Annotated in this window: 28 protein-coding genes; 23 read left to right on the plus strand and 5 right to left on the minus strand. The window is 71.0% G+C overall.

What is annotated here, in order from left to right:
• Positions 1 to 10: 10 nt before the first annotated feature.
• The 3 genes from lipA (at position 11) to AQI70_RS02535 (ending at position 2,251) form a co-directional block, all read left to right on the plus strand.
• Positions 11 to 976, plus strand: coding sequence for a lipoyl synthase (lipA, locus tag AQI70_RS02525; protein WP_062143427.1), 966 nt, complete (start codon positions 11 to 13; stop codon positions 974 to 976).
• A gap of 291 nt (positions 977 to 1,267) precedes the next feature.
• Positions 1,268 to 1,468 carry an SCO2195 family GlnR-regulated protein gene (locus AQI70_RS02530; protein ID WP_062143430.1) on the plus strand — a complete coding sequence of 67 codons (201 nt, stop codon included), beginning with the start codon at positions 1,268 to 1,270 and terminating at the stop codon, positions 1,466 to 1,468.
• A gap of 81 nt (positions 1,469 to 1,549) precedes the next feature.
• Positions 1,550 to 2,251, plus strand: a complete 702-nt coding sequence (locus tag AQI70_RS02535; protein WP_004001810.1) for a DUF4191 domain-containing protein — start codon at positions 1,550 to 1,552, stop codon at positions 2,249 to 2,251.
• A 105-nt stretch (positions 2,252 to 2,356) separates the two neighbouring features.
• On the opposite strand, the gene AQI70_RS02540 is transcribed toward AQI70_RS02535, so the two are convergent.
• Positions 2,357 to 2,824 carry an RDD family protein gene (locus AQI70_RS02540; RefSeq protein ID WP_062143433.1) on the minus strand — a complete coding sequence of 156 codons (468 nt, stop codon included), beginning with the start codon at positions 2,822 to 2,824 and terminating at the stop codon, positions 2,357 to 2,359.
• 198 nt (positions 2,825 to 3,022) lie between these two features.
• Here AQI70_RS02540 and glnA point away from each other — a divergent pair, with 198 nt between their 5' ends.
• Positions 3,023 to 4,432, plus strand: coding sequence for a type I glutamate--ammonia ligase (gene glnA, locus AQI70_RS02545; protein ID WP_062143436.1), 1,410 nt, complete (start codon positions 3,023 to 3,025; stop codon positions 4,430 to 4,432).
• Positions 4,433 to 4,541: 109 nt separating this feature from the next.
• Here the strand turns inward: glnA and AQI70_RS02550 are convergent, their stop codons facing one another.
• The gene (locus AQI70_RS02550; RefSeq protein WP_062143439.1) at positions 4,542 to 5,135 is read right to left on the minus strand and encodes a cysteine hydrolase family protein; all 594 of its coding nucleotides are present in this window, start codon (positions 5,133 to 5,135) and stop codon (positions 4,542 to 4,544) included.
• Between the two features lie 116 nt (positions 5,136 to 5,251).
• Between AQI70_RS02550 and AQI70_RS02555 the strand changes: the two genes are divergently transcribed.
• From AQI70_RS02555 to pspAB, 4 genes are all read left to right on the plus strand, one after another.
• Positions 5,252 to 6,229, plus strand: a complete 978-nt coding sequence (locus AQI70_RS02555) for a GlxA family transcriptional regulator (protein WP_062143442.1) — start codon at positions 5,252 to 5,254, stop codon at positions 6,227 to 6,229.
• A 124-nt stretch (positions 6,230 to 6,353) separates the two neighbouring features.
• Entirely contained in the window at positions 6,354 to 6,623 is a 270-nt protein-coding gene (locus AQI70_RS02560) for an SCO2583/SCO2584 N-terminal domain-containing protein (RefSeq protein WP_004001804.1), read from the plus strand.
• A gap of 125 nt (positions 6,624 to 6,748) precedes the next feature.
• Positions 6,749 to 7,666 carry a zinc metalloprotease HtpX gene (htpX, locus tag AQI70_RS02565; RefSeq protein ID WP_062143445.1) on the plus strand — a complete coding sequence of 306 codons (918 nt, stop codon included), beginning with the start codon at positions 6,749 to 6,751 and terminating at the stop codon, positions 7,664 to 7,666.
• 2 nt (positions 7,667 to 7,668) lie between these two features.
• Complete coding sequence (gene pspAB / locus AQI70_RS02570) at positions 7,669 to 8,253, plus strand: PspA-associated protein PspAB (RefSeq protein ID WP_062143448.1); 585 nt, start codon at positions 7,669 to 7,671, stop codon at positions 8,251 to 8,253.
• A gap of 34 nt (positions 8,254 to 8,287) precedes the next feature.
• Here the strand turns inward: pspAB and AQI70_RS02575 are convergent, their stop codons facing one another.
• On the minus strand, positions 8,288 to 8,575 hold the full coding sequence (locus AQI70_RS02575) for a hypothetical protein (RefSeq protein ID WP_062143451.1): 288 nt from the start codon (positions 8,573 to 8,575) through the stop codon (positions 8,288 to 8,290).
• A gap of 250 nt (positions 8,576 to 8,825) precedes the next feature.
• On the opposite strand from AQI70_RS02575, the gene AQI70_RS02580 reads away from it, so the two are divergent.
• Together AQI70_RS02580 and AQI70_RS02585 are read left to right on the plus strand one after the other, a co-directional pair.
• Positions 8,826 to 9,599 (plus strand): alpha/beta hydrolase, encoded by a 774-nt coding sequence (locus AQI70_RS02580; protein WP_062143454.1) that lies wholly within the window; start codon positions 8,826 to 8,828, stop codon positions 9,597 to 9,599.
• Between the two features lie 344 nt (positions 9,600 to 9,943).
• Complete coding sequence (locus AQI70_RS02585) at positions 9,944 to 11,134, plus strand: winged helix DNA-binding domain-containing protein (RefSeq protein WP_062143457.1); 1,191 nt, start codon at positions 9,944 to 9,946, stop codon at positions 11,132 to 11,134.
• A gap of 63 nt (positions 11,135 to 11,197) precedes the next feature.
• Here the strand turns inward: AQI70_RS02585 and AQI70_RS02590 are convergent, their stop codons facing one another.
• Positions 11,198 to 11,524: a hypothetical protein gene (locus AQI70_RS02590; protein WP_004001798.1), complete on the minus strand. Its 327-nt coding sequence runs from the start codon at positions 11,522 to 11,524 to the stop codon at positions 11,198 to 11,200.
• 268 nt (positions 11,525 to 11,792) lie between these two features.
• Between AQI70_RS02590 and AQI70_RS02595 the strand changes: the two genes are divergently transcribed.
• The 9 genes from AQI70_RS02595 to AQI70_RS02635 all read left to right on the plus strand — a co-directional run bounded on the left by AQI70_RS02595 (position 11,793) and on the right by AQI70_RS02635 (position 21,319).
• Positions 11,793 to 12,152, plus strand: a complete 360-nt coding sequence (locus AQI70_RS02595) for an arsenate reductase family protein (protein ID WP_062143460.1) — start codon at positions 11,793 to 11,795, stop codon at positions 12,150 to 12,152.
• Positions 12,153 to 12,254: 102 nt separating this feature from the next.
• Positions 12,255 to 12,968 (plus strand): RlpA-like double-psi beta-barrel domain-containing protein, encoded by a 714-nt coding sequence (locus AQI70_RS02600; RefSeq protein ID WP_062143463.1) that lies wholly within the window; start codon positions 12,255 to 12,257, stop codon positions 12,966 to 12,968.
• Positions 12,969 to 13,507: 539 nt separating this feature from the next.
• Complete coding sequence (glnII, locus tag AQI70_RS02605; RefSeq protein ID WP_062143467.1) at positions 13,508 to 14,539, plus strand: glutamine synthetase; 1,032 nt, start codon at positions 13,508 to 13,510, stop codon at positions 14,537 to 14,539.
• 211 nt (positions 14,540 to 14,750) lie between these two features.
• Positions 14,751 to 15,674, plus strand: coding sequence for a DUF6891 domain-containing protein (locus AQI70_RS02610; protein WP_062143469.1), 924 nt, complete (start codon positions 14,751 to 14,753; stop codon positions 15,672 to 15,674).
• Positions 15,675 to 15,928: 254 nt separating this feature from the next.
• Positions 15,929 to 16,483 carry a winged helix-turn-helix domain-containing protein gene (locus AQI70_RS02615; RefSeq protein ID WP_062143472.1) on the plus strand — a complete coding sequence of 185 codons (555 nt, stop codon included), beginning with the start codon at positions 15,929 to 15,931 and terminating at the stop codon, positions 16,481 to 16,483.
• Between the two features lie 89 nt (positions 16,484 to 16,572).
• Positions 16,573 to 17,598 (plus strand): SDR family oxidoreductase, encoded by a 1,026-nt coding sequence (locus tag AQI70_RS02620; RefSeq protein WP_062143475.1) that lies wholly within the window; start codon positions 16,573 to 16,575, stop codon positions 17,596 to 17,598.
• A gap of 52 nt (positions 17,599 to 17,650) precedes the next feature.
• Complete coding sequence (locus tag AQI70_RS02625; protein WP_062143479.1) at positions 17,651 to 18,922, plus strand: sensor histidine kinase; 1,272 nt, start codon at positions 17,651 to 17,653, stop codon at positions 18,920 to 18,922.
• Positions 18,907 to 19,560 carry a response regulator gene (locus tag AQI70_RS02630; protein WP_004001788.1) on the plus strand — a complete coding sequence of 218 codons (654 nt, stop codon included), beginning with the start codon at positions 18,907 to 18,909 and terminating at the stop codon, positions 19,558 to 19,560. The genes AQI70_RS02625 and AQI70_RS02630 overlap by 16 nt, the downstream gene beginning before the upstream one ends.
• A gap of 202 nt (positions 19,561 to 19,762) precedes the next feature.
• Positions 19,763 to 21,319: a DUF1996 domain-containing protein gene (locus AQI70_RS02635; protein WP_062143482.1), complete on the plus strand. Its 1,557-nt coding sequence runs from the start codon at positions 19,763 to 19,765 to the stop codon at positions 21,317 to 21,319.
• A gap of 61 nt (positions 21,320 to 21,380) precedes the next feature.
• Here AQI70_RS02635 and AQI70_RS02640 read toward each other — a convergent pair whose 3' ends face one another.
• Positions 21,381 to 21,779, minus strand: a complete 399-nt coding sequence (locus tag AQI70_RS02640) for a hypothetical protein (RefSeq protein WP_062143485.1) — start codon at positions 21,777 to 21,779, stop codon at positions 21,381 to 21,383.
• Between the two features lie 135 nt (positions 21,780 to 21,914).
• Here AQI70_RS02640 and AQI70_RS02645 point away from each other — a divergent pair, with 135 nt between their 5' ends.
• The 4 genes from AQI70_RS02645 to AQI70_RS02660 all read left to right on the plus strand — a co-directional run bounded on the left by AQI70_RS02645 (position 21,915) and on the right by AQI70_RS02660 (position 26,507).
• A complete protein-coding gene (locus AQI70_RS02645) occupies positions 21,915 to 22,415 on the plus strand; it encodes a tetratricopeptide repeat protein (RefSeq protein WP_244181431.1) in 501 nt (166 codons plus the stop codon).
• 158 nt (positions 22,416 to 22,573) lie between these two features.
• On the plus strand, positions 22,574 to 24,496 hold the full coding sequence (locus AQI70_RS02650) for a hypothetical protein (RefSeq protein ID WP_062143492.1): 1,923 nt from the start codon (positions 22,574 to 22,576) through the stop codon (positions 24,494 to 24,496).
• Positions 24,497 to 24,582: 86 nt separating this feature from the next.
• Complete coding sequence (locus tag AQI70_RS02655) at positions 24,583 to 25,485, plus strand: metal-dependent hydrolase (RefSeq protein WP_062143495.1); 903 nt, start codon at positions 24,583 to 24,585, stop codon at positions 25,483 to 25,485.
• On the plus strand, positions 25,485 to 26,507 hold the full coding sequence (locus AQI70_RS02660; protein WP_062143498.1) for a PDR/VanB family oxidoreductase: 1,023 nt from the start codon (positions 25,485 to 25,487) through the stop codon (positions 26,505 to 26,507). Before AQI70_RS02655 ends, AQI70_RS02660 begins: the two co-directional genes overlap by 1 nt.
• The last annotated feature ends 11 nt before the right edge of the window (positions 26,508 to 26,518 follow it).

Below are 26,518 nucleotides of genomic sequence, written 5' to 3' on the forward strand. Positions count from 1 at the left end.
GGGAGCCGACGTGTCCGCAGTCTCACCCGACGGACGCAAGATGCTGCGCCTGGAGGTCCGCAACAGCCAGACCCCCATCGAGCGCAAGCCCGAGTGGATCAAGACCCGGGCGAAAATGGGCCCCGAGTACACGAAGATGCAGAACCTCGTGAAGAGCGAGGGCCTGCACACCGTCTGCCAGGAAGCCGGCTGCCCCAACATCTACGAGTGCTGGGAGGACCGTGAGGCGACCTTCCTCATCGGCGGCGACCAGTGCACCCGGCGCTGCGACTTCTGCCAGATCGACACCGGCAAGCCCGAGGCGCTCGACCGGGACGAGCCGCGCCGCGTCGGCGAGTCCGTGGTCACCATGGACCTGAACTACGCCACCATCACCGGCGTCGCCCGCGACGACCTCCCCGACGGCGGTGCCTGGCTGTACGCCGAGACGGTCCGCCAGATCCACGAGCAGACCGCCTCCCGCGAGGCCGGCCGCACCAAGGTCGAGCTGCTCGCCCCCGACTTCAACGCCGTGCCGGAGCTGCTCCAGGAGGTCTTCGCCTCCCGCCCCGAGGTCTTCGCGCACAACGTCGAGACGGTGCCCCGGATCTTCAAGCGCATCCGCCCGGGCTTCCGCTACGAGCGCTCCCTGAAGGTCATCACCGAGGCCCGCGACTACGGCCTGGTCACCAAGTCGAACCTCATCCTCGGCATGGGCGAGACCCGCGAGGAGGTCAGCGAGGCGCTCAGGCAGCTGCACGACGCCGGGTGCGAGCTGGTCACCATCACGCAGTACCTGCGGCCCTCCGTGCGGCACCACCCCGTGGAGCGCTGGGTCAAGCCGCAGGAGTTCGTGGAGCTGAAGGAGGAGGCCGAGCAGATCGGCTTCTCCGGTGTGATGTCCGGCCCGCTGGTGCGGTCCTCGTACCGCGCCGGGCGGCTGTACCGGATGGCCGTCGAGAAGCGTGGGAGCTACGTCGCCTCGCAGGCCGTCTGACGGCCGTACGGCCACACCCTCCACTGGCCCTCCGCTGGCACGGAGTGCCATTGCCTCGTGTGAATCCGAGCACAAGCGCTTACTGATCAGTAGCGGCCGATCGACGCGGCTCTGGGGCGTCCCCGCAGGTGGGGATGCCATCAGGGCCGCGTCAAGGTTTTGGCGCCACGAATCAAGGCTTCATTGGTGTTTGACCGGTCGGTCACGCCCTGGTAACACCAATCAGTGACGCTGGTTGTACACCCTGTGCACCGCTCACCAGAGCCGCCATCCCGAGGGGGGACCTCCATCATGCAGGCCGCGCCGGTTCGCGCCACCGCCATCCCGTCGTTCACCGATGCACTCCGTGCCGTCGAGTCCCTGCTCATGAGCGGCGGCCAGCGCACCGCCCGCCGCAACGCCTGGACCTCCGTCCTGGAGGACCGCCGCCGCGCCAAGGACCGCGTCGAGGCGCAGCGCGTCCTCGAACAGGCCCTGGCACCCCGTCCCTGACGCGTCCCCGTCCCTTCCCGTCGGGGTCGCGCCCGGACACTGCCGTCGTCGGCGCTTCCGGGGCCACGTAGACTTCGTGGCATGGCGAGGAAGGACACGGCAGCAGACGCTGCGAATCCCGGGCGACTGAAGCAGATCGCCCTGACCTACAAGATGACCCGCAGGGCCGACAAGAAGATCGGTCTTGTACTCGCGGCAGTAGGAATCGTCACCTTCGGTGTCTTCCTCGCGATCGGTTTCTTGATCGGTCACCCCATCTATCTCGGCATCCTGGGCCTCCTGCTCGCCTTCCTCGCGACGGCGATCGTGTTCGGGCGCCGGGCCGAGCGGGCCGCCTTCGGGCAGATGGAGGGCCAGCCGGGCGCCGCAGCGGCCGTGCTGGACAACATCGGCCGGGGCTGGACGACGACACCGGCGGTGGCGATGAACCGCAGCCAGGACGTGGTCCACCGGGCCGTCGGCAAGGCCGGCATCGTGCTGGTCGCCGAGGGCAACCCGAACCGGGTGAAGAGCCTGCTGGCGGCCGAGAAGAAGAAGATGAACCGCATCGTCGCGGACGTGCCGGTGCACGATCTGATCGTCGGCGTCGGCGAGGGCCAGGTCGAGCTGAAGAAGCTGCGGACCACCATGCTGAAGCTGCCGCGCGTGCTGACCGGTCCCCAGGTGACCGCCACCAACGACCGGCTGCGGGCCATGGGTGACCTGATGAGCAACATGCCGCTGCCGAAGGGCCCGATGCCCAAGGGCATGAAGCTGCCGAAGGGCGGGCCGAAGGCCCGCTGACTCTCCTCGTACGAGAAGGGGGGCGCCCGGTTCACTCCGGGCGCCCCCTTCGTCGTACGACCGTCAGAGGTCGTCGTGCGACCGCCGGCTGCCGTCGTACGACCGCTAGATGCGCACTTCCACGGTGCGGGCAAGCCGGTCGTGCAGGCCGCGGCCGTCGCGGTCCCAGATCAGGGCCGGGACGGCGAGGCACAGCAGGGCCGTGCGCAGCAGGGCGCGCAGCGGGTTGACCGTGCCGGTCTCCAGGGCCACCACGCGGAGGCCGAAGAGGCGCTTGCCCGGGGTGAAGCCGACCGTGCCGACGGTCAGGACGCTCATCACGAAGAAGAGGAGCAGGGCCCAGTTGCTGGTCGCCTGGCCGTAGCCGTCGGTGATGAGACCGTATGCGATCAAGAGGCAGACACCCCAGTCGACGGCGAGTGCGCCGAGCCTCCGCCCCGGGCGGGCGATCGACCCCGGCCCCTCCTCCGGCAGGCCGAGCTGCCGGCCCCGGTATCCGAAGTCGACACCGGCTTCCTCGGCGGCCGCGCGGGGGCCCGAGAGCCAGGATCCGATTGCTTGCCTCTTGTCCACGAGCCCACCGTACTGTGCCCGTTTTGCGATGTGGACAGGTGGGGTGAGGTACGGGATGTCCGGTTAACGTGTGCGAAACAAATGGGTCACGCCCGAGAAACCACCCGTCCCTAGGGTCGAGGTCAGCGTGTGCCACCGCACTGGCCGCACGAACGAACTACCACCCCGGCACGGACGGTCGGGAGTAGGAGGAGCTGGATGTTCCAGAACGCCGACGAGGCCAAGAAGTTCATCGCGGACGAGGACGTCAAGTTCGTCGACGTCCGCTTCTGCGACCTGCCGGGCGTCATGCAGCACTTCACGGTGCCCGTCGAGGCGTTCGACCCGGACGAGGAGCTCGCCTTCGACGGATCGTCGATCCGTGGTTTCCAGGCCATTCACGAGTCCGACATGGCGCTGCGCGCGGACCTGTCGACCGCCCGGGTCGACCCGTTCCGCCGTGACAAGACCCTCAACATCAACTTCTTCATCCACGACCCGATCACGGGCGAGCAGTACTCCCGTGACCCGCGCAACGTGGCCAAGAAGGCCGAGGCCTACCTCGCCTCCACCGGTATCGCGGACACCGCGTACTTCGGTCCGGAGGCCGAGTTCTACGTCTTCGACAGCGTGCGCTTCAAGACGTCCGAGAACGAGTCCTTCTACCACATCGACTCCGAGGCGGGCGCCTGGAACACCGGTGCGCTGGAGGACAACCGCGGTTACAAGGTCCGCTACAAGGGCGGTTACTTCCCGACCCCGCCGGTCGACCACTTCGCCGACCTGCGTGCCGAGATCTCCCTGGAGCTGGGGCGGGCCGGTCTGCAGGTCGAGCGTCAGCACCACGAGGTGGGCACCGCCGGCCAGGCCGAGATCAACTACAAGTTCAACACGCTGCTCGCCGCCGCCGACGACCTTCAGCTGTTCAAGTACATCGTGAAGAACGTCGCCTGGCGCAACGGCAAGACGGCGACCTTCATGCCGAAGCCGATCTTCGGTGACAACGGCTCGGGCATGCACGTGCACCAGTCGCTGTGGTCGGGCGGCTCCCCGCTCTTCTACGACGAGGCCGGTTACGCGGGCCTGTCGGACACCGCCCGCTACTACATCGGCGGCATCCTCAAGCACGCCCCGTCGCTGCTGGCCTTCACCAACCCCACGGTGAACTCGTACCACCGTCTGGTGCCGGGCTTCGAGGCGCCGGTCAACCTGGTGTACTCGCAGCGCAACCGCTCCGCGGCCATGCGTATCCCGATCACGGGTTCGAACCCGAAGGCCAAGCGCGTCGAGTTCCGCGCGCCCGACTCCTCCGGCAACCCGTACCTGGCCTTCTCGGCCCTGCTGCTCGCGGGCCTGGACGGCATCAAGAACAAGATCGAGCCGGCCGAGCCGATCGACAAGGACCTGTACGAGCTCGCTCCCGAGGAGCACGCGGGTGTCCCGCAGGTCCCGACCTCGCTCCCGGCCGTCCTCGACTCCCTTGAGGCCGACCACGAGTTCCTCCTCCAGGGCGACGTGTTCACGCCGGACCTGATCGAGACGTGGATCGACTACAAGCGCACGAACGAGATCGCGCCGCTGCAGCTGCGTCCGCACCCGCACGAGTTCGAGCTCTACTTCGACGTGTGAGCCGAAGCTCGCTCTGCCCCGCGGTGACGCCGGTCGGACTGCGCTCTGACCGAACCGAGGCCACCGGCCATGCGGAAACGCATGGCCGGTGGCCTTCGTCGTGCGGTGGTCACGCCAGGTCGGCCACCGTGTCCACGACGACCCCGTACCGGTCGGAGATCGTGGCGAGCGCAACGTCGTGCACATCGCGCGCCCTGATCACGCCGGTGACCGTACGGATGTCACGCGTGGCCGAAGCGCCCGCGACGACCACGGTGTGGTAGCCCTTCAGGGAGGCGTCCGCGGCGGTGTACTGCACGCACATATGGGTCATGAAGCCGGCGACCACGACGTTCTTCTTCCCGGTCCTCCTCAGCACCTCGCCGAGGTTCGTGCCCAGGAAGGCGCTGGGGGCCTCGGTCTTGGTCACCACGGTCTCGCCGGCGACCGGAGCGACGTCGGCGTGGATGCGGCCGATCTCGGCGTTCACGTCGTAGGGCGTGCCCTCGCCGCCGTCGTGCTGGACGTGGATGACCGGGGCGCCGGCCTCGCGGGCGGCCCGGAGCAGCTTCTCGGCCTCGGCCAGCGCCTCCTTCCAGCCCTCAAGCTCCAGGGCACCCCGGGTGTAGGTGTTCTGGAGGTCGACCAGCACCACGGCGGAGTCGGCGAGGGCGGGCGCGGAGGTGTTCAGGCCGAACATCTCGCGGAGGGTCGTGCCGGACATGTGGGTTCCTTTCGGAGGTGATCGCGTGCTCTCGACGCTACGTACCGTCCGGCGATGTCGGCAACGACGACTAACATGCAGATTCCGACATCCACAGAGTCAGGCGGGAGAGGCGCATGCTGCGGCGACTGGCGGTGATCGTCCTGTTCGACGGCGTCGACCTGCTCGACGTCACCGGGCCGCCCGAGGTCTTCGCGCTGCTCGACCGTGAACTCGGCCAGGAGTCCGGCTACCGCGTCCGGCTCGCCGCCGAGACCCTCGAACCGGTCCGCACGTTCGCCGGGGTCAGGGTCGTACCCGACACCACCTTCGACGACCTGGCCGGGCAGGACATCGACACCCTGCTGGTCCCCGGCTCCGTCGAGGTCGACCACCAGGGCCGCGTGCGCGCCCTGGCCGACCCGGACGTGGTCGACCGCGTCAAGCAGCTCGCCTCCACCGCCCGCCGGGTCGCCTCCGTCTGCGTCGGCGCCCACGTCCTGGCCGCCGCCGGGCTCCTGGACGGCAAGCGCGCCACCACCCACTGGTCGACCGCCGCCCAGCTCGCCGCCGACCACCCCGAAGTCACCGTCGACGCCGACCCGATCTTCATCCAGGACGGCGACATCTGGACCGGCGCCGGCATCAGCTCCTGCCTCGATCTCTCCCTGGCCCTGGTGGCCGCCGACTTCGGCGAGACCATCGCCCTGCGCGTGGCCCGCCAGCTGGTCATGTACCTCAAGCGGCCCAGCGGCCAGAGCCAGTTCTCCGTCCCCCTCCGACCGCTGTCCACCGCCCCCCGCATCGGCGAACTGCGCCACTACATCGCCGAGCACCTGGCCGGCCCGCTCACCGTCACCGACCTCGCCCGCCACGCCCGCATGGGCGAGCGGCAGCTCACCCGCGTCTTCAAGAGCGAACTCGGCACCACTCCCGCCGTCTACATCGAGTCGGCCCGGGTGGAGGTCGCCCGCCACCAGCTGGAGACCACCGACGCCACCCTGGACCGCATCGCCACCACCTGCGGCTTCGGCACCACCGACACCCTCGTCCGCGCCTTCCGCAGGCAGCTGGGCGTCACCCCGACCGAATACCGCAACCGGTTCCGCCACTGAGTCGGCCCCTCGGCCTCCGTCCGGACCCCCTGCTCCGGGAGAGCGTCGGCACTCCCGCCCGACCGTCGGCGGGGCGCGGGCGTATGTTCTATTCTGCCGATGGGACGACACGGGGGTGAACGGAATGCCGGAGCACGAACACGACGACCAGGAGCGCGAGTTCGACCTGAAGTGGGCGGACAACGCCGAGCACAAGGAGCCCTCGGCCCGGGCCCGTATGCTCGCCGCGCGCTGGAAGCACAACCCGCCCGGCCCGGTGCCGTTCCGGGCCGACCCCGATCATGTGGCACGGCGGCATCGCCGGTCGGGCTGGATGTCCACGGTCATCGTGCTCGGCTGCGTCGTCGGGGTGATCCTGCTGCTCGGCTACCTCAACTCCCGCGGGTCCTACTAGCCGCCCGCCGCACTGCGAGCCCCGGGCCTTTGCTGGTCCTGGGGCTGATCACGACCCTTTCATGGGCGTGGCCGGGTGCACACTGGGCAGTGGGACGAGTGCCTGAGTGCGCGGGGTGATGCGAGATGCAGAGCCGCTTCCGAAGTGATCGGCGGTTGACCGCCCGTATGGGGGTCACGCTGTTTCTGCTCGGGTTGTTGTATGTGGGCTTCGTCGCCGCGTTGATCGTGCTGCTGAAGTCCTGGGTGCTGGTCGTGGTCGTGGCGGCGGGGCTGCTGGGGGCTCAGTACTGGTTCTCCGACCGGGTCGCGCTGTTCGCGATGCGCGGGCGGGTCGTGGAGCGGGAGGAGTTTCCCGAGCTGCACGGGGTCGTCGACCGCTTGTGTGCCATCGCCGACATGCCCAAGCCGGTCGTCGCCGTGTCGGACATGGAGATGCCGAACGCGTTCGCCACCGGACGCAATCCCGATCACGCCGTGGTCTGTGTGACGACGGGGCTGCTGCGGCGGCTGGAGCCGGACGAGCTGGAGGGTGTGCTCGCGCACGAGTTGTCGCATGTCGCGCACAAGGACGTCGCCGTGATCACGGTGGCCTCGTTCCTCGGCGTGATCGCGGGGCTGATCGTGCGGTTCGCCTTCTACTCGCAGGTGTTCGGCGGCGGGCGCCGGGATCAGAACACCGCTGTCATCTTCGCCGCCGTGATGGGGGTGTCGGCGGCCGTGTACGCGATCAGCTTCCTGCTCATCCGGGCCCTGTCCCGGTACCGGGAGCTGGCCGCCGACCGGGCCGCCGCCCTGCTCACGGGGCGGCCCTCGGTGCTGGCCTCCGCGCTCACCAAGGTCTCCGGCGACATCGCCCGGATCCCGACCAGGGACCTGCGGACGGCGCAGGCCTTCAACGCCTTCTACTTCACGCCGGCCCTGGGCCGGGAGCCGAGCGTCGCGCGGCTGTTCTCGACGCATCCGAGCCTGGAGCAGCGGCTCGACCAACTGGCGCGGATCTCCGCGGAGTTGGGTGAGGCGGCGGCTCCCGGAGGAGGGTGAGCATGGGGCTGCTGGACATTCTGCTCGGTCGTACGAAGCCGGTCGCGCCCGATCTCGACCAGCTCTTCGGGCTGCCGTCGGCGGCCGTGACCCTTGAGGCCGCGGCGGGCTTCCGGCCGACCGGGAGCGGGGCGGTGTGTTTCGCGACGGTCGAGGGCGGCGCCTTCGAGCAGACCCACCGCGAGGTCCAGGCGCTGCTGGACGCGGACGCCGAGCGCGAGGGACCGCCGGTGCGGCTGTCGAGGGACGGGTACGGCTACTCCTGGCTGGTGTCCGAGCGCACCCCCGACCAGCTGCCGGAGCTGGTCAACGACCTGCACGCGGTGAACAGCGCGATGGAGGTCAACGGCTTCGGGCCGCAGCTGCTGTGCTCGCTCGCCGGGTTCGAGAACCTTGAAGGCCGCCGGCTGGCGCTGGTCTACCTCTACAAGCGCGGCACCTTCTACCCGTTCGCGCCGCTGCCCGGTGCGCAGCAGCGGCGCGACAACCCGCTGGAGCTGCGGGTGAAGGCGGCCCTCGGCGACGACCTGCGGATCGAGCAGGACCTGAACCGCTGGTTCCCGCTGTGGGGTGCCCCCGGCCTGTGACCGGGAGCACCTGGGGTCACCAGCAGATGTGGTCTCACTTGCTCTTCTCGCGCTCCTGACGACGGGCCTCGAAGGGGCGCTCGCGACGGTAGCGGCGCTCCCACTTGGCCTGCATGTCACGGCGCTCGCGGTAGGCGCGGTAGTCCGCGGGCGCGGCTGCTCCGGACGAGGCCCCTCCCCCGGCTCCTCCGCCCGACGCGGAGGAGCTCCGGCCGTACCGCAGGTAGAGGAAGAGCACGGCGACGGCGGCCAGCCAGTAGACGTGGTTTCCGAATCCCAGGATCACCAGGACGACTGTCCCGGACATGACGATGGTGCCCATCACGGGCCTCCGTGGGCGTGGGTTGGATCTGAGCGGTGATCGAATGTCCCCGACGGGCGCTGGGGGAAGGCGGCCGTCCGTCGGTGCGTAGAGAGTAGCCCCCAGTCCGCAGGGTGACGCCTGCCCTGCGGAAAGCGGCGGGGACAGCTCCGCAACGCGTGTCCAGCGTAGGGACACGGTCACTCGGGGTGCATCTCCTTTTCCCGCGGGCCCGAGTGGGGCCGGTGCCGTCCATGCGTGAATGGGGCGCATGACCGAGCTCTCCTCATTCACATGCGCCTACGACGGTGAACTGCTCAGCGGTGTGTACGGCGGTGCCGCCGACGGCCCGGAACCGGCCACCGCCGTTCTGCTGCACGGCGCGGGCAACGGCAGCAAGGAACGGCTGCTTTCGCTGCTCGCCGAGTTCGTGTCCCGTGGCTGCCGCGGGCTCGCCTTCGACTTCTCGGGGCACGGCGAGAGCACGGGCGCACTGCGGGAGTTGAGCCTGCGGCGGCGCTTCGAGCAGGCGGTCGCCGTCATCGACGCGCGGGTGCCGGACGGCGGCCCGCTGATCCTGGTCGGGTTCAGCATGAGCGGGCAGACGGTGGCGGACCTGGCCGGGCACTACGGGGAGCGTGTGGCGGCCGTGGGGCTGTGCGCGCCCGCGGTGTACGCGGCCGAGGCGTGGGATGTGCCGTTCGGCGAGGGGAACGGGCGGTTCAGCGAGATCATCCGCACACCGGACGGCTGGCGTACGGCACCCGCGCTCGATGTGCTGCGGGCGTACGAGGGACGGGCGGTGCTCGCGGTGCCGGGCACGGACGCGGTCATCCCGCCGGCCGTGACGGAGGCGGTGCAGCACGCGCTGGCCACCCGCGCGCGGTTCACCCGGTTCGAGGTGCCGGACGCGGAGCACGGGCTGGGGCTGTGGTTCCAGGAACACGCCGGGGACCGGCGGGAGTTCGTGACCGCGGTGCTGACCGGCCTGGGCGACCCGGGGTGGACGGCGACCCGGTGTACGGCGTTCGAGGGACGGGAGTGAACGGGCCTGCGGGGGCTGTCGGGTGAGCCAGGGCCCTTGGGCGGGGGCCGGGGGCGGGGGCCGGTGGGGAGGGCTGGCGGGGACCGTTGGGCGAGGGCTGTCGGGCGGGGCCGGTGTGGGCGGAGACCGGTGCGCGAGAACCAGTGGGCGAGAACCAGTGCGCGAGAACCAGTGCGCGAGAACCGGCGGGCAAGAACCGGCGGGCGACGACCAGTGCCCGGAGACCGTTGCGCGGAGACCGGTGCGTCAGGAGCGGTGGGCGAGGGCTGTTGGGCGGGCCGTTGTCAGTGGGGGCGGGGAAGATGCAGTCACGGGCGGTGTGACGGCATGACGTGGAGGCCGGGATGGGTGACGGGCTGCGGTACATCGGGGTGGCGGAGCGGCGGGCTCGGCTGGCGCTGCGGCACCGGCTGGCCGGATCGGCGCGGGCGGCGGGCCCGGCCGAGGTCGCCGAGTCGCTGGTCGCGTTGCACGGCACCGATCCGGCGACCGTGTACCTGGCCGTGGGCGCGCGGCTGACGGACCCGGCGAAGACCGTCGCGGAGACCGAGCGGGCGCTGTACGAGGACCGGGCGCTGGTCAGGATGCACGGCATGCGGCACACCGTGTTCGTGTTCCCCGTCGGGCTGACGGCCGTCGTGCACGCCTCGACCGGCCTCGCGGTCGCCGCGCGGGAGCGGGCGGCGCTGGTCAAGGACATGGCGAAGGCGGGGGCTCCGGACGCGGCCTGGCTGGCCGAGGTCGAGCAGTCGGCGCTGGCCGCGCTGGCGCGGCGCGGGCAGGCGACGGCGGCCGAACTCGCCGAGGACGAGCCGCGGTTGCGCGAGCAGTTCGTCTACGCGGCCGGGAAGAGCTACGAGGGGGTGCATACCGTCTCGACGCGGCTGCTGCGGGTGCTGGGAGTCGAGGGGAAGGTGGTGCGCGGACGGCCGCTGGGCTCCTGGACGTCCTCGCAGTTCCGGTGGGCGGTGGCGCCCGAGCATCCCGAGCTGGACGTGGCCGGGGCGCAGACGGAGCTGCTGCGGCGCTGGCTGGCGGTGTGCGGGCCGGCGACCGAGGCCGACCTCAAGTGGTGGACGGGGTGGCGGGTGACCGACGTACGCCGGGCGCTGGCGGCGATCGGGGCGCGGGCCGTCTCCCTCGACGAGGGGACGGGGTACGTCGTCGACGGCGACGTGGACCCGGTGGCCGAGCCCACCGAGCCGTGGGCGGCGCTGCTGCCCGGGCTCGACCCCACGGCGATGGGCTGGCAGCGGCGGGAGTGGTATCTGGCGCCGGAGCTGTGGCCGTCGCTGTTCGACCGGAGCGGCAACGTGGGGCCGACGGTGTGGTGGAACGGCCGTGTGGTGGGCGGGTGGGCGCAGCGCGCGGACGGGGAGATCGCCTGGCGGTTGCTGGAGGACTTGGGGGGCGTGGAGCGGCAGGCTGCGGAGGCGGCGATCTCGTGGGAGGCGGAGCGGTTGCGGGGATGGGTGGGGGCGGCTCGGGTGACGCCGCGCTTTCGGACGCCGTTGGAGCGGGAGTTGTCGGCGTAGGGCGCGCCGGGTGCGGCGCGGTGCCGGGTGCCCTCGACCACCGAGGGCACCCGGTGTCGCGGCTTACCTCGAATACCTCATGAGCGCCCGCACCATGTGACAGGTCGTCTCGGACGGCGGGTGCACGCCGATCATTTCCGCGGTGCTCCGGATCGTCTCGTTGCGGGCCTGGTTGGGCATGTAGACGCCCGAGTCCAGGAGGGCGATCGCGAGGCGCATGGCCTTCAGACGGCGGTTGTGCGTGATGTACCACTCGCGCGGACGGCCCGGCGGCAGCGGCCGCTTCTCCAGGGGCGCGTACGGCAGCTCCAGCAGGACCGGGTGCTGGGCGGTGGACTGGGTGGGCAGCGGCTTGCGGGTCGGCTTCGGCTTCAGTGCGGCAGCGGGCACAGGCATCCTCCTGTCGCGTACGAGCGCCGGCCGGGCTCCCCGGTGACGCTCTCGAACACTGCTTACATTCTAGTGCCCGGCACTGACATTCAAGGGGTCCAGGACGTCCATGAAATCCCCTGGTCAGGAAGGAAACTGTCGCTGTGTCACACACGATCCGGCAGGTGTGTCCGAGGCGGCATCAAATTCGAACACAGCCTCCTCCGTGGACACGACAGGACCCCGGCCGACAGGGGCCCGCCAGGTGCCGCGGGATACCGTGGGCCGCATGGAGATCTGGATCAATCCGGCCTGTTCCAAGTGCCGCAGCGCCCTCAGCCTGCTCGACGCCGAGGGGGCCGACTACACCGTCCGCCGCTATCTGGAGGACGTGCCGACCGAGGACGAGATCCGGGAGGTGCTCGACCGGCTGGGCCTCGAACCCTGGGACATCACCCGGACCCAGGAGGCCGTCGCCAAGGAGCTCGGCCTCAAGGAGTGGGCGCGGGACGCGAGTACGCGGGAGCGGTGGGTGAAGGCCCTGGCCGAGCACCCCAAGCTGATGCAGCGGCCGATCATCACCGCGGACGACGGTACGGCCGTGGTGGCCCGCACCGACGAGGCCGTACGGGGCGCCCTGTCCCGGTGATGTGACGCACGTTACTACGGTGACTCCTGTAAACCGCTGAGTAGCTTCGTTCGGTATCTCGTACATAGCGGCGTACGCTCCCCTATCTCTCAGGAGGCGCGCATGTCGCGCAGGAGAACGCTCAGCACGAAGAAGAAGCTCGCGCTGCTGGTGAGTGCGGCGACCGTGGCGGGAGGCGGTGCCTTCGTCATGGCGAGCACCTCGAACGCCGCGCCGCCGAAAACGGCCGCGGAGTCGAGTGTCTGCCAGGGCCTGGCCACCGCCCTCGGCAACAACCAGCGGTTCATCGAGGGGCAACGGGCCAATGCCGACGCGCAGTCGGAGGCACGGATCGCCAATCGCGAGGCCGTCATCGAGCAGATCAAGCGCCAGCAGGAGGCGTCCGGGTGCGTCGTCGGGGAGTCGGCTCAGGGCTCCCAGGCTTCACAGCCGGCGCAGGGCGGGCAGGATGGCGGCCAGCAGGCCGGACAGCAGGGTGGCGGCCAGCAGGGTGGCGGTCAGCAGGCGGGGGGTGCCGCGCCGTCGCAGAGTGCTCCTGTGGGGAACGGCGGCGGTGCCGCGGCCTCCGGCCGGCAGGTCTGCAACGGCTCCACCGTCACGCTCTCGGGTGAGGGCGGCGCCCCGGCCGCTTCCAGCAACCAGTTCCCGGCGGGCACGAAGCTGAAGGTCACCAACCTGGACAACAACAAGTCCACGACGGTGGAGGTCACTTCGGTCTCCGGCAGCTGTGCCCTGCTCAACAACGCGGCTTTCGAACAGGTCCGCGAGCCCGGCAAGTTCCTGATCCGCCGGGCCCTGATCGAGAAGGTGGGGTGATCCTCAGGAACCGAGGAAAGCGGTGAGGCGGCGGCCCGCCCCGGTCGCCACCTCGCACGTGAGGGAGGGTCCTGCTGTTCGCGGCCACGAGCAGCAGGACCGGCAGGGCATGCAGCAGGTACGCCGCCTTGTACCCGGCGAGGCACTGGGCCGGGTCCAGGAGGAACAGGCGGCGTACGCGGGCGGGGGTGGCGGCCGGCCTGGGCGTACCAGGACGCGGAGGTCGCTCCCCCGCCGCCCGGCAGCAGGGGCAGCGGGTGCCCGGCGCGCACCCTCCCCGTCACCGTCCTCATTCCCATCGCATACGAGCCGCCGGACCGGCCTGCCCGGCGGCACCGGATGTTTCCCTGTCGACTTTGTACGGCCGCTCACAGCGTGAGTCGCGCCACATCGCCCCCAGGTAACACGGGGTTCACATTCGAGCAATGACCGGGAAATCGCCTGTTGACAGGCTCGCGAGCAACAAAGGCGGCGCCCCAGTGCCGCAGCGCCGCAGCACCCGCAAACGCGCCTAGACCCACCCCCGAAGGATGTGGCCCGTGACCTTCAAGGCTGAGTACATCTGGATCGACGGCACCGAGCCGACGGCCAAGCTGCGATCGAAGACGAAGATCATCGCGGGCTCCCCCGCCGGTCTCGACGCGCTGCCGATCTGGGGCTTCGACGGGTCCTCCACCAACCAGGCCGAGGGCCACGCCTCGGACTGCGTGCTCAAGCCGGTCTTCACCTGCCCGGACCCGATCCGCGGCGGCGACGACATCCTGGTGCTGTGCGAGGTCCTGAACATCGACCTCACCCCGCACGTCACCAACACCCGCGCCGCGCTCGTCGAGGTCGCCGAGAAGTTCGCCGCTCAGGAGCCGATCTTCGGCATCGAGCAGGAGTACACCTTCTTCAAGGACGGCTACCCGCTCGGCTTCCCCAAGGGCGGCTTCCCGGCCCCGCAGGGCGGCTACTACTGCGGTGTCGGCGCGGACGAGATCTTCGGCCGTGACGTCGTCGAGGCCCACCTCGACAACTGCCTGAAGGCGGGCCTGGGCCTCTCCGGCATCAACGCCGAGGTCATGCCCGGCCAGTGGGAGTTCCAGGTCGGCCCGCTGGCCCCGCTGGAGGTCTCCGACCAGCTGTGGGTGGCCCGCTGGCTGCTCTACCGCACCGCCGAGGACTTCGACATCGCCGCGACGCTGGACCCGAAGCCGGTGAAGGGCGACTGGAACGGTGCCGGTGCGCACACCAACTTCTCCACGAAGGCGATGCGCGAGGGTTACGACGCGATCATCACCGCGTGCGAGGCGCTCGGTGAGGGCTCCAAGCCGCTCGACCACGTCAAGAACTACGGCGCCGGCATCGACGACCGTCTGACCGGCCTGCACGAGACCGCCCCGTGGGACAAGTACTCCTACGGCGTCTCCAACCGCGGCGCGTCCGTCCGCATCCCGTGGCAGGTCGAGAAGGACGGCAAGGGCTACATCGAGGACCGCCGTCCGAACGCCAACGTCGACCCGTACGTGGTGACCCGCCTGCTCGTCGACACCTGCTGCTCCGCGCTGGAGAAGGCCGGCCAGGTCTGATCCGCCCAGTAGCTCCCGAAGGGGCGCCCACCAGGACGGTGGGCGCCCCTTCGCGTTGCCGGTGATCGCGGTGGTCGGTGCTCGCGGTGGTCGGTGCTCGCGGTGGTCGGTGCCGGCGGTGGTCGGTGCCGGCGGTGGTCGGTGCCGGCGGTGGTCGGTGCTCGCGTCTGCCGCTGATCGCGTTGTCAGTGGGGCGTGCCATGGTGGGGGCATGGAGATCGACGGGGGGCATCTCGACATCAAGGTCGAGACCGAGAACTGGCAGACGCATGCGCGGATTCCGGCGGCGCGGCTGCGGGAACTGGTGGAGCGGATCGGGGGTGCCGGAGACCGGTTCCTGGTCGTCCAGCGGATACCGGACATCCCTGATGTGTTCGCTCAGGTGTGGCACGAGGAGGACGGGGACTACCGGCTGGAGCACCGGCTGGGCGAGGACGGGTTCTACGGCACGAATCTCGCCGCCGCCGGACAGGTGGCGGACCTCATGACCGGCTGGGCACGGCAGGACGCCGGCTGGGACGCGGGTGTGGTGTGGGAGCCGATCGACCTGGGGCCCCGGGATGAGGTGCCCGAGCTGCCGGACGCGGTGCGGGAGAAGGTCGAGGGGCGCGTCCGGGCGCGGCTGCGCTGCGGGTACGACAGCCGCAGGACGCTCGTCGAGATCGCCGAGGACTTTCTCGTCGACGGTGACGAGCGGCCGGTGTCCAGGGCCCAGGCGTGGCGGCTGGTGGACCGGCTGTGGCTGGAGCGGCTCACCGAGCAGGAGGCGTGGGAGGGCGTCACCGACCCGGAGCGGCTCACCGGAGCCTTCCGGGCGCTGGAGGCGAGCGGCATCACCGCCAGGGAGAACTTCGCGTGCTGCCGGGGCTGCGGGATGGCGGAGATCGGCGCCGAGCGGGAGGGCGCGCGGGGTTTCGTCTTCTTCCATCAACAGGTCACCGAGCAGGCGGCCGAGGGCTACGGGCTGAGCCTCTACTACGGCGGGTTCGACGGCTCGGAGGAGACCACCGCCGGCGTCGGACACGAGGTCGTCGCCGCGCTCCGTGCCGTCGGGCTGTCCGCGCAGTGGGACGGCTCCCCGGAGAAGGCGATCACCATCACACCCCTGACCTGGCACAGACGGCTGGAGGGATGACCAGCGGGGTCCCGCACCGGACAGGCGTCTGCTTCAATGGGGACATGGCCAGCTTCCAGAAGCACGACGCGACAGGTCGCCATGACCTTGAGCCCTTCTGGCCTTCCCGTCAGCACCACGACTTCGACCGGGTGTGTTGCCGCGCGGTGAACGCGCGGGCCCTGTAAAGCCGTATCCCCGGCCTTCGGCCAGCGCGAAAACGACGTACGTCCTCCACGTCCGACGGACCTCTCGCGCGAAAGAGCTGACCTCTCATGGCGACCACTCGTCCTCTGTCCACCGCCGCCACGCTCAACTCCCCTGCTCCGACCGGTTCACGGCATCATCTGCGTGCCGTGGACCGGGACGGGACGATCGACGTGGCCGACCTGCTGCCGCCGGGCGCCACCTGGCTGCCCGCACCGCAGCACTCCCTGCCCGCGCTGCCGGGGCAGCCGCCGATGATCGGCTACCTGGTGCTCGTCCCGGCCGACCAGCAGCCGCCGGTCCCGGGCCCGGCCCGGGGCGGCGACGGCGACCCGCTCGTCACCGTCGACACCGTGCGGCGCACCGCCTCGGTCGACGGACGTGAACTCGACCTCACCTACCTGGAGTTCGAGCTCCTCGCCCACCTGGTGGCCCACCCGCACCGCGTGCACACCCGTGACCAGCTGGTCACCACGGTGTGGGGGTACGGCCATGTGGGAGACGGCCGTACCGTCGACGTCCATATCGCCCGGCTGCGCCGCAAGCTGGGCGCCGAGCACCGGGACGCGATCCGGACGGTGCGGCGGGTGGGGTACAAGTACGCCCCGCCGGCCGGACGCTGATCCTCCGCAGGGGTTCGCCGCTCCCCCGGTCTTCTGCTGACGGCAGAGTCCTGTTCCGCGCCGCGCCCGCACCGGGCAGAGTCGACGGCATGAGACTTCTGGTGCTGGGTGGTACGGAGTTCGCGGGACGGGCCGTCGTGGAGGCGGCCCTCGGGCGCGGCTGGGAGGTGACCGTCTTCCACCGGGGACGGCACGAACCGCCGGCCGGGGTGCGGTCGCTGCACGGCGACCGCACCGCGCCCGACGGGCTCGCCGCCCTCGCCGAGCACACCGGCGAGTGGGACGCCGTCGTCGACACCTGGTCGGCGGCGCCCCGCGCGGTGCGGGACACGGCGCGGCTGCTGCGGGGCCGCGCCGGGCGGTACGTGTATGTGTCGAGCTGCTCGGTGTACGCGTGGGCCCCGCCCGCCGGGTACACCGAGGACGCGCCGCTGGTCGAGGGCGCCGCGGCCGACGCGGAGCACACCGACTACCCGCGCGACAAGCTGGGCGGCGAGCTGGCCGCCGCCGAGGCCTTCGGGGTGGACCGTTCCGTGCTGGTGCGGGCGGGCCTGCTTCTCGGACCGCACGAGAACGTCGGCCGGCTGCCCTGGTGGCTTGGCCGGATCGCGCGCGGTGGTCCGGTGCTGGCGCCGGGGCCACGGGACCTTCCCCTTGAGTACGTCGACGTCCGGGACCTCGCGGAGTGGATCCTGGGGGCGGTGGAACAGGAGCTGAGCGGGCCGTACAACCTGATGAGTCCGCAAGGGCACGCCACCATGGGTGAGTTGCTCGACGCCTGTGTGGCCACCGTCGGCGGCACCGCCGAACTGCGCTGGACCGAGCCCCAGGTGATCCTGGACGCGGGCATCGAGCCGTGGACCCAGCTGCCGGTGTGGGTGCCGCCGGGCAGCGACATGCACGACGCCCTGCACTCCGCGGACGTGTCCAGGGCCGTCGCGACGGGGCTGCGGTGCCGTCCCGTCACCGAGACCGTCGCCGACACCTGGCGTTGGCTCCAGGACATCGGCGGTACGGCGCCCATGCGGCCGGACCGGACCGCGAAGGGCCTCGATCCGGAGGTGGAGGCGAAGGTCCTCGCGGGCGCCGGGGGTGTATCCGGCACCACCTCCTGATCGGGGGCCTCGCCCCAGTGACCATCGCCGTGCCCTCGGCCAGACTGCCGCCATGACCAACGACACGACAAGCGGCCGCAGTCCGAGGACACGGGGCATGGGAGTCGCCGCGCTGCGGGGGCTGGCGCTGGCACTGGTGTCCCTGCCGGGGTCGGTCCTCTGCTTCGTCCTCTCCCTCGTGTCCATCGCGCTCATCCCGATCGGCGTGGGCATCGTCACCACGCCGTGGGTGCTGACGGGGGTACGGGCGTTCGCCGACTGGCGGCGGGTCCTGGCCGCCGAGTGGGGCGGGGTGCGGATACCGCCGGCGTACCGGCCGCTGCCGAAGGACACCAATCCGTGGACCCGCACCTTCGGGATGCTGGGCGATCCGGCGACGTGGCGGGATCTGCGGTGGCTGCCGGTGGACATGACCGCGGGGTTCGTCACCGCGCTGCTGCCGGCCGCGCTGCTGCTCTATCCGCTGGAGGGCTTCGCGATCGCGGCCGGACTGTGGCGGGTCTTCCCCGACGGGTACTGGTACGGCTTCCTGCCGGTCACCGGACTGGCGTCCGCGCTCGGCGCCGGTGCCCTGGCCCTCGTCCTGCTCTTCTTCGCGCACTTCTTCACCGCGCCCCTGCTCCAGGCCCACTTCCGGCTCACCAGGGCCGTCCTCGGCTCCGACCAGGGTGAACTCGCCGAGCGGGTACGCGTGCTGACCGAGACCCGACGGGACGCCGTCGACACCTCCGCCGCCGAGCTGCGCCGTATCGAGCGCGATCTGCACGACGGGGCGCAGGCCAGGCTGGTCGCGATGGGCATGGACCTGGGCACCGTCGAGATGCTGCTCGACAAGGACCCCGAGCGGGCCAGGCAGCTGCTCGCACAGGCCCGCAGGTCCTCCGCCGACGCACTCGCCGAGCTGCGCGACCTGGTGCGCGGCATTCACCCGCCCGTGCTCGCCGAGCGCGGACTCGGCGACGCGGTAAGGGCGCTGGCGCTGCGGCTGCCGGTCGCGACCGAGGTGAACGTGGAGCTGCCCGGCCGGGCGGAGGCGCCCGTGGAGTCGGCGGCGTACTTCGCGGTCAGCGAGGTGCTCACCAACGCCGTCAAGCACGCGGACGCCGAGCGGATCTGGATCGACCTGCATCACCTGGACGACGGCGCCGGCATGCTGCGCATCACCGTCACCGACAACGGCAAGGGCGGCGCGGTGATCGGAGCCGGTTCGGGACTCTCGGGTGTGGAGCGGCGACTGGGTACATTCGACGGCGTCCTGGCCGTCAGCAGTCCCGTGGGCGGTCCCACCATGGTCACCATGGAGATTCCTTGCGCGTTGTCCTAGCCGAAGACCTGTTCCTGCTGCGCGACGGGCTCGTCCGGCTCCTTCAGGCCTACGACTTCGAGATCGCGGCGGCCGTGGAGACGGGCCCCGAGCTGGCCCGGGCGCTGGCCGAGCTGGAGCCGGACGTCGCCGTCGTCGACGTACGTCTGCCGCCGACGCACACCGACGAGGGGCTGCAGTGCGCGCTTCAGGCCCGCCGCAGGAAGCCGGGGCTGCCGGTGCTGGTCCTGTCCCAGCACGTGGAGCAGCTGTACGCGCGGGAGCTGCTCGCCGACGGCAGCGGCGGGGTGGGGTATCTGCTGAAGGACCGGGTGTTCGACGCGGACCAGTTCGTGGATGCCGTACGGCGGGTCGCCGCGGGCGGGACCGCGATGGACCCGCAGGTGATCCAGCAGCTGCTGACCCGGCGCGCGGCCGACGACCAGCCGCTGGCGCGGCTCACGCCCCGCGAGACGGAGGTGCTGGAGCTGATGGCGCAGGGGCGGTCGAACGTGGCGATCGCCGAACGGCTCGTCGTCACGGAACGGGCGATCGCGAAGCACACCGCCAATATCTTCGCCAAACTGGGCCTTGAGGTCTCGGACGACGACAACCGTCGCGTGCTGGCGGTTCTCGCGTATCTCGACCACGGCCGCTGAAACCGGACCCGTCCGTTCACCCGCCGTGGGCGATCAACAACTCCTGGTGTTTCAGAGGCTGTTGAGAACACAGCGCGCTCACGAATCTCTCAACAATCTCCGAGACGGCTGAACACCCCTGGGACGCCCTCCGTATGAGAGGGAGCCGCTTCACTCCTGTCGGGCGCCTCGATGCCCCGAAAAAGGAAGTCAGAGGAGTTCCATGGGACGCAACACACGAAAACGCCGTACGCCGCTGGCCACCAAGGCCATAGCCGCATCGGCGGCCCTAGCGCTCGGTGGGGGCGGGCTTGTCTGGGCCAACTTCTATGCTTCGGCACACGAGGACAACTCTGGGTGGAACCAGACGAAGTCCACGAACGCCCAGGTCGCGACGATCAACTGCCCGGACGTCGGCCAGCAGCTGACGAGCGTGCCGGAACGCGCGCGCCAGGGCGTCGCCAAGGAGCTGGCGCTGCTCGACAGGCAGATCACGGACGCCTACACGCGTCTGGCGGAGACACGCCAGGCCCAGGCGGGGGATCCCGGCTTCGTCAACAACGCCATCCTCGGTCCGCTGAAGTCCAAGCGCGTGGCCACCCTCGACCGGATCGGCATCAACATCAACCGCGTCGGCGGCAAGGCTCCGCGCGGGCTGCAGGAGCTCGCCGAGTGCCAGGGCGTCCCGGCCGAGCAGCCGCAGACCAACGACGGCGGTGGTCAGGACCAGAACAACGACGGCCAGGACAACGACGGCCAGAACAACGACGGCCAGGACCAGAACAACGACGGTCAGGACCAGGGCCAGGACAACGGTCTCGACCCGGTTCCCGAGGGCAACGGGGGCCAGGCCGGCAACGGCCCGGTGGCCGACGACTTCATCAACATCGAGGACGTCCAGCCGGGCTCCCGCAACCTCCCGAACGGTCTGGCCGCCAACGGGGACACCGGTTCCACCGGTTCCTTCACCACGCAGTGCGGTGTGAACGAGAACAACGTGTTCAACACCGACAACCTGATCGTGGCCCCGGGTGTCGACAACGGCGCGCACCACACGCACGACTACGTCGGCAACCAGGACAACGACGCCTTCTCCAGCGACGAGGACCTCGCCAACGCGGACACGTCGTGCCAGAACCAGGCCGACAAGTCCACGTACTACTGGCCGGTGCTCAGGCTCCAGGACGGCACCGACGAGTTCGACGCCAACCAGGCCGGCGGTGGCGCCGAGGGCAACGTCGGCAAGATCCTGAAGGCCAGCCAGGCGGAGATCAAGTTCGTCGGCAGCCGCCAGGGCGACGTCGTCGCCATGCCGAAGTTCCTGCGCATCATCACCGGTGACGCCAAGGCGTTCACCAACGGCCTCGCCAACGCCAACACCTCGTTCAGCTGCACCGGCTTCGAGGACCGGCAGGTGACGGACAAGTACGTGATCTGCCCCGAGGGCAGCTCGGTGGTGCGGACGTCCAACTTCCAGAGCTGCTGGGACGGCCAGAACATCGACAGCGCCAACCACCGCACCCACGTGGCGTTCGTCCAGGCCGACGGCACCTGCCCGAACGGCTTCCAGGCCATTCCGCAGCTCCAGGTCCGCCTGGTGTACGACGTGCCGGCCCCGACCATCGAGAACGGTCAGGTGCAGAACCCGTACGCCGTGGACGGCTTCCCGGAGCAGCTGCACAAGCCGATCACCGATCACAACGACTTCATCAACGTGATGGACGAGAACCTGATGAACCAGGTGGTCCAGTGCATCAACAGCGGCCAGGACTGCCAGTGACACACTAGGCGTCAAGCCATGAAAGAGCCGGCGGTGGGATCTCCACCGCCGGCTCTCTCGTTTAGTGACCGGAGTGGTCGGTCCCCACCTCCAGAGTGCCGCCGAGCGTGTCGCGCAGCCCCGTCACGACGTCCTCGTGGCCCACGGCGACCCACTTGCGGCCGACGAGGTAGTACCCGCCGTAGTCCTTGGCCGTATTGATCCACTCGCGCTGGCCCCGGTCGGTGGCGAAGGTGGCGAGGATGTACTTCTCGTCGCCCTTCTTGCAGATGGCCTGGCGGATCTCGTCGGCGTCGGTCTGCATGTTCGGCCTGCACTTCGCCTCGGCGGCCAGCTTCTCCAGGCTGCCCGTCGCCGTCTTCGGCACCGCCGCCTCGCCGTCCCCCTCGGATCCGCAGCCCGCCAGTGCCAGGATCGCCGCCGCGCCGGCCAGCGCGAGCCTCGGTCGGGTCAACCTCATCTGTTCCTCCGGTCCCTTCCGGCGACATGCCGTACGGAGCCCCGGCGAGGGGCCCTCGTGTTCGATACGGCTCCGGCGCCCGGAGCGCTCAAAATACCGCTGCGATCCCGGACGGGGGTGTGCGAGGGTGAGCCGGTGAACCAGGACTGGGAAGAGCGCGTCACCGCCGCGTGGGCCACCTTCGACGGCTACGCGGAGACCGAGGCGGCCGAGTTCCGGGCGGTGATCGACGCCCTCGTCGCCGAACTGCCCGACGACAGCCCCCTGGGCCCCTTCGAGCAGGCCTGCGCCTGGGACTCCACGGGCCACTCGGACAAGGCGGTGCCGCTGTACCGGGAGGCCCTCGCCCGAGGGCTGACCGGCTACCAGGGACGGCGGGCCAAGATCCAGCTGTCCAGCTCGCTCAGGAACATCGGGCAGGCCGAGGAGGGCGTCAAGCTGCTGACGCCCGAACTGGACGCGCCCTCCGACGAACTCGACGACGCGGTACGGGCGACACTCGCCCTGTGCCTGTCGAGCCTCGGGCGGGACCGCGAGGGCCTCTCCCTCGTGCTGGGCGCCCTCGCGCCCCATCTGCCCCGCTACCAGCGCTCTATGGCGAACTACGCCCGAGCGCTGGTGGAGCCCGGCACCTGAGCCACCCCGCCGTACCGCCCCCGACCCCGTTCGGGCGCTGCCGAACCCAGCTGTCCTCGCTGGGGCCGCCGGCGGTCCCAGGGCTGGGTCCGCCCGGAAACGCCGCCGGGCGCTCCGGGTGACGGTGACCAACCGACGATTCGCTCGTTCTGCTGAACGTGCAGTCACAGGATGTAGCCCCGCGCCCCGCACCCGCCTCGGCCGATCCGGTCGTCGACGTCGAGCGGGCCGAGGCCGCTCTCGTCGAGCACTACCCGCGTCTCGTCCGGCTCGCCTACCTGGTGCTGCCGCCGAGCCTCGGCCGCAACCGGCGGGTCCTGACCGCGCACTCCCTCACCCAGCGCGCCCTGCCCCGGGGCCGGGCGGCGACTCCCGTGATCCCGGCCCAGTCGACCGGCCGTGACGGCGACCCGGGGTACGCCTTCCTGCGGCTGCGCATCCTGCGTGCGGCGCTGGAGGCGGGCCTGCCGCTCAGGCGCCTGGCCTGGCCCAAGCGCTCCCAGCTGCCGCCCCTGCTGCCCCAGGTCTGGGGCCTGCGCCTCTTCCCCAGGTCGGGCGGCGCCGACGAACTCGCCCTGGACCAGCGGCTGTCGGCGCTGTCCGGCCCGGCGCGGGCGGCCTATGTCCTGCGCGGCCTGGACAAGCTCCCGGACGGCGACCTGCGCGAGGTGCTGACGGCGGCCGGCGTGGAGGACGTGGACGACGCGCTGGAGGAGGCCGACACCCTCGCCGAGCAGTACGCGCTGCTCGACTCCCCCGAGTTCGACCCCTGCTCGCTCCAGGCCCGGCCCACCGACCTGATGCGGCGCAGGCAGCACGCGAAGGCCGCGCTGGCCGCCGGGGCCGCCCTCCTGGTGTGCGGGGCGCTGCTCGGCCTGCCCGGCGACGGCTGGGGCCCGGACGGTGCCGCCGCGCCCTCGTACGCGCAGAACCCGGCGGCCGAGGCCGCCCTCGACCCGGCCCAGTTGACGAGGGTCCCCCCGCTGGCCTGGCAGTCCTCCGCCCGCACCGACTTCTCGGTGTGGCCCGCGCGCGGCGACCTCACCGACGACTCGGCCCTGCTGCGCCGCGCCCTCGCCGTCTGGGCCCGCCCCGGCGAGACGGTCGCGGTCTCGGCGACCCCCGGCACCCCGTCGGGCGGCCCGGCCGGCGCGCCGCAGCTGCTGTACGCCGGGACCGTCGACACCGCGCGCGTGGTCCTCCTCTACGACGGCCTGCGCATCGCCCGCTACGCCGAACCGACGGACGGCACGGCCGGCGCCGCCCTGGACTTCTCCCGGGTCGACGGCGCGACCAGGGCGGAGGCGAGCGCCGTGGTGCTGAGCCGGGCCGACGGCAACGTCCGCTATCTGATGGCGCCCTGGGTGAAGAAGGCGGCCGAGCGAGACCTGCTGAAGCCGCGGGCCGGGGCGATGGACCTCACCGTCTCCGGCGGGGTCACCTCGCCGCTGGCGAGCCCCGTCACCCAGCAGACCGGCACCTGCACGTCGTGGAACGTACTGCAGGTGACCGACAGCACCGGTACCCGTCTGCTGACCGACCTCGCCGAACTGGTCCCGGCCCGCCTCACCGCCGGCCGTCCCGGGGCGGCCAAGGACGTGACCGGCGTAGCGGCGCTGACCCGCTGGGCGCCGTACTCCTGCTGGCTGGGCGCGATGCGCTCCGCCGGGGTGCGCACGGTCAACGCCTGGGCGTATGCCAGGCAGCCGCTGCCCGACGGGAGCGGCTCGGCGGACTGGATGTGCACGCGCGCCGAGACCTGGCGGGGCGGCGGAGAGCGGGTGCTGGCCCAGTTCCGTGCGCCGGGCACGGCGCGGGCGGCGGTGGCGGCGAAGGCCCAGAACGTGTCGGCGTGCGGGGCGCGGGACCCCCATGTGCTCGCCGGGGTGCTGTGGAAGGCGAAGGCGGGCGGCTGGTATCTGCTGGCGGCGGGGACCCGGGACACGGAGTCGATCCGGGCGACGGGCGGGGTCCGCGGCACCTCCCGGGGCAGCCTGCTGACCGTACGGGCCGAGCAGGGGGCACGGGCCGAGCTGAAGGGCACGCTGGAGAGCGGACGGTCGATCGACGGGCTTCAGTGAGACCCGGAGTCCCGCTGCTGACAAGAATGTAAATAAGGGCGTGCACGAGGGTTCACCTGAGCCCTACCCGTCAGTACATTGACGCCATGTCTAATACGCAGGACCGGGTGCACCTCAAAGCCCGCAAGGTGTCCTTCTCCTGGGAGGACACCCCGCTGCACTGGGTGCCCGGGGATCCGTTCACCACGCACACCATCAACGTGCTGCATCTGCTCCTGCCCGCAGGTGAGCGCTGGTTCGTGCACGTCTACAAGCAGGTGCTGCCGTACATCCGCGACGAGCGGCTCCGCGAGGACGTCATCGGGTTCATCGGGCAGGAGGCGATGCACTCGCAGGCCCATGACGAGGTGCTGCCGCATCTGCGGGACCAGGGGCTCGACCCGACGCCGTACACCGCCCAGGTCGACTGGCTCTTCGAGAAGCTGCTCGGCGACCGCACGCTCCCGCCGGGCCGCGCGCGCCGCTGGTGGCTGATGGAGCGGGTGGCGCTCATCGCGGCCATCGAGCACTACACCGCCTTCCTCGGCGACTGGGTGCTCAACGCCGAGGAGCTGGACCGCCGCGGCGCCGACCCGACCATGCTGGATCTGCTGCGCTGGCACGGCGCCGAGGAGGTCGAGCACCGGTCGGTCGCCTTCGACCTGTTCATGCACGTCGACGGGAGCTATCGGCGACGCGTGCGGACATGGGCCACCGCCTTCACGGCACTGGTGTTCCTGTGGCAGCGCGGGGCGCGCTTCTTCATGGAAAACGATCCGACGCTCGTCGACGGCCGGGCCACCTTCAGGGACTTCTACCTCCGGGGCAGGCGCGGCACGCTCCCCACGACCGGGGACATGCTCAGGTCCATCCCGCGCTACCTCAGCCACGCCTACCACCCCTCCCAGGAGGGCTGCACCGAGCAGGCCGTCGCCTATCTGGCCTCCTCCCCCGCAGCGACGGCCGCGGAGAAGGCCGGAGAGACAGCCGCAGAGAAGGGTGCCGCCTGATGCCGAAGCTCCGGACCGTCGCCGTCGTCGCCGGTGCCGCCCTGCTCGCCCGGCGGGCGATGCGGCGCCGTATCCAGACCTCGCCGCTGTGGCCCATGCCCGCCCTGGAGGAGCCGGTCTCCGGGCGGCCCAGGGCGCGGGCGCTGCGGCTGCTGGTGACCTCGCGCGAAGAGGTCGCCGACGGGGTCGTACAACTGCGGCTGGAGGGTCACGACCTGCCGCGCTGGGAGCCCGGCGCGCATCTCGACCTCGTGCTGCCGTCGGGGCTGGTACGGCAGTACTCGCTGTGCGGCGACCCCGAGGACACCTCGTCCTACACCGTGGCGACCAGGCTGGTCCCGGACGGGCGGGGCGGCTCGCGTGAGGTGCACGAGCAGGTGCGGGAGGGGACGGAGCTGGAGGTGCGGGGGCCGCGGAACCGGTTCCCGCTGGTGGCGGCCCCGTCGTACGTGTTCGTCGCGGGCGGCATCGGGATCACCCCGATCCTGCCGATGCTGCGGGCGCTGCCCGACGGCGTCGAGTGGCGGCTGCTGTACGGCGGGCGCAGCCGGTCCTCGATGCCGTTCCTGGAGGAGGTCGAGAAGCTGGGCGAGGACCGGGTGACCGTCGTGGAGGGGCTGCCCGACCTCGACGCGTTCCTCGCGGAGGTGCCCGAGGGTGCCGCTGTCTACTGCTGCGGTCCGGAGGGGATGCTGGCCGCGGTGGAGGAGCGGTTCCCGCGGGTCCACCTGGAGCGGTTCACGCCCCGCGCCTCGCAAGGCGGCTCCTTCGAGGTCGAACTCCGGCGCAGCGGACGGACGCTGACCGTCCCCGCCGACTCCACCGTGCTGGCCGCCGTACGCGCCGAGCTGCCCGACACGGCCTACTCCTGCGAGCAGGGCTTCTGCGGGACCTGTCAACAGCGGGTGCTGGAGGGCGAGGTGGACCACCGGGACGAACTGCTGACGGACGCGGAGCGGGCCGACTCGATGCTGATCTGCGTGTCACGGGCGCGAGGGGGCCGACTCGTACTGGACATGTGAACGCCTGCGAC

The organism is Streptomyces curacoi (genome assembly GCF_001513975.1).
GTDB classification, from domain to species: Bacteria; Actinomycetota; Actinomycetes; order Streptomycetales; family Streptomycetaceae; genus Streptomyces; species Streptomyces curacoi.

Coding starts and splice junctions, on each gene's coding strand:
- AQI70_RS02530 (WP_062143430.1), top strand. CDS start 1,268: ATGCAGGCCGCGCCGGTTCGCGCCACCGCCATCCCGTCGTTCACCGAT.
- AQI70_RS02535 (WP_004001810.1), top strand. CDS start 1,550: ATGGCGAGGAAGGACACGGCAGCAGACGCTGCGAATCCCGGGCGACTG.
- glnA (WP_062143436.1), top strand. CDS start 3,023: ATGTTCCAGAACGCCGACGAGGCCAAGAAGTTCATCGCGGACGAGGAC.
- AQI70_RS02550 (WP_062143439.1), bottom strand. CDS start 5,135: ATGTCCGGCACGACCCTCCGCGAGATGTTCGGCCTGAACACCTCCGCG.
- AQI70_RS02555 (WP_062143442.1), top strand. CDS start 5,252: ATGCTGCGGCGACTGGCGGTGATCGTCCTGTTCGACGGCGTCGACCTG.
- AQI70_RS02560 (WP_004001804.1), top strand. CDS start 6,354: ATGCCGGAGCACGAACACGACGACCAGGAGCGCGAGTTCGACCTGAAG.
- htpX (WP_062143445.1), top strand. CDS start 6,749: ATGCAGAGCCGCTTCCGAAGTGATCGGCGGTTGACCGCCCGTATGGGG.
- pspAB (WP_062143448.1), top strand. CDS start 7,669: ATGGGGCTGCTGGACATTCTGCTCGGTCGTACGAAGCCGGTCGCGCCC.
- AQI70_RS02575 (WP_062143451.1), bottom strand. CDS start 8,575: ATGGGCACCATCGTCATGTCCGGGACAGTCGTCCTGGTGATCCTGGGA.
- AQI70_RS02580 (WP_062143454.1), top strand. CDS start 8,826: ATGACCGAGCTCTCCTCATTCACATGCGCCTACGACGGTGAACTGCTC.
- AQI70_RS02585 (WP_062143457.1), top strand. CDS start 9,944: ATGGGTGACGGGCTGCGGTACATCGGGGTGGCGGAGCGGCGGGCTCGG.
- AQI70_RS02595 (WP_062143460.1), top strand. CDS start 11,793: ATGGAGATCTGGATCAATCCGGCCTGTTCCAAGTGCCGCAGCGCCCTC.
- AQI70_RS02600 (WP_062143463.1), top strand. CDS start 12,255: ATGTCGCGCAGGAGAACGCTCAGCACGAAGAAGAAGCTCGCGCTGCTG.
- AQI70_RS02610 (WP_062143469.1), top strand. CDS start 14,751: ATGGAGATCGACGGGGGGCATCTCGACATCAAGGTCGAGACCGAGAAC.
- AQI70_RS02615 (WP_062143472.1), top strand. CDS start 15,929: ATGGCGACCACTCGTCCTCTGTCCACCGCCGCCACGCTCAACTCCCCT.
- AQI70_RS02620 (WP_062143475.1), top strand. CDS start 16,573: ATGAGACTTCTGGTGCTGGGTGGTACGGAGTTCGCGGGACGGGCCGTC.
- AQI70_RS02625 (WP_062143479.1), top strand. CDS start 17,651: ATGACCAACGACACGACAAGCGGCCGCAGTCCGAGGACACGGGGCATG.
- AQI70_RS02635 (WP_062143482.1), top strand. CDS start 19,763: ATGGGACGCAACACACGAAAACGCCGTACGCCGCTGGCCACCAAGGCC.
- AQI70_RS02640 (WP_062143485.1), bottom strand. CDS start 21,779: ATGAGGTTGACCCGACCGAGGCTCGCGCTGGCCGGCGCGGCGGCGATC.
- AQI70_RS02655 (WP_062143495.1), top strand. CDS start 24,583: ATGTCTAATACGCAGGACCGGGTGCACCTCAAAGCCCGCAAGGTGTCC.
- AQI70_RS02660 (WP_062143498.1), top strand. CDS start 25,485: ATGCCGAAGCTCCGGACCGTCGCCGTCGTCGCCGGTGCCGCCCTGCTC.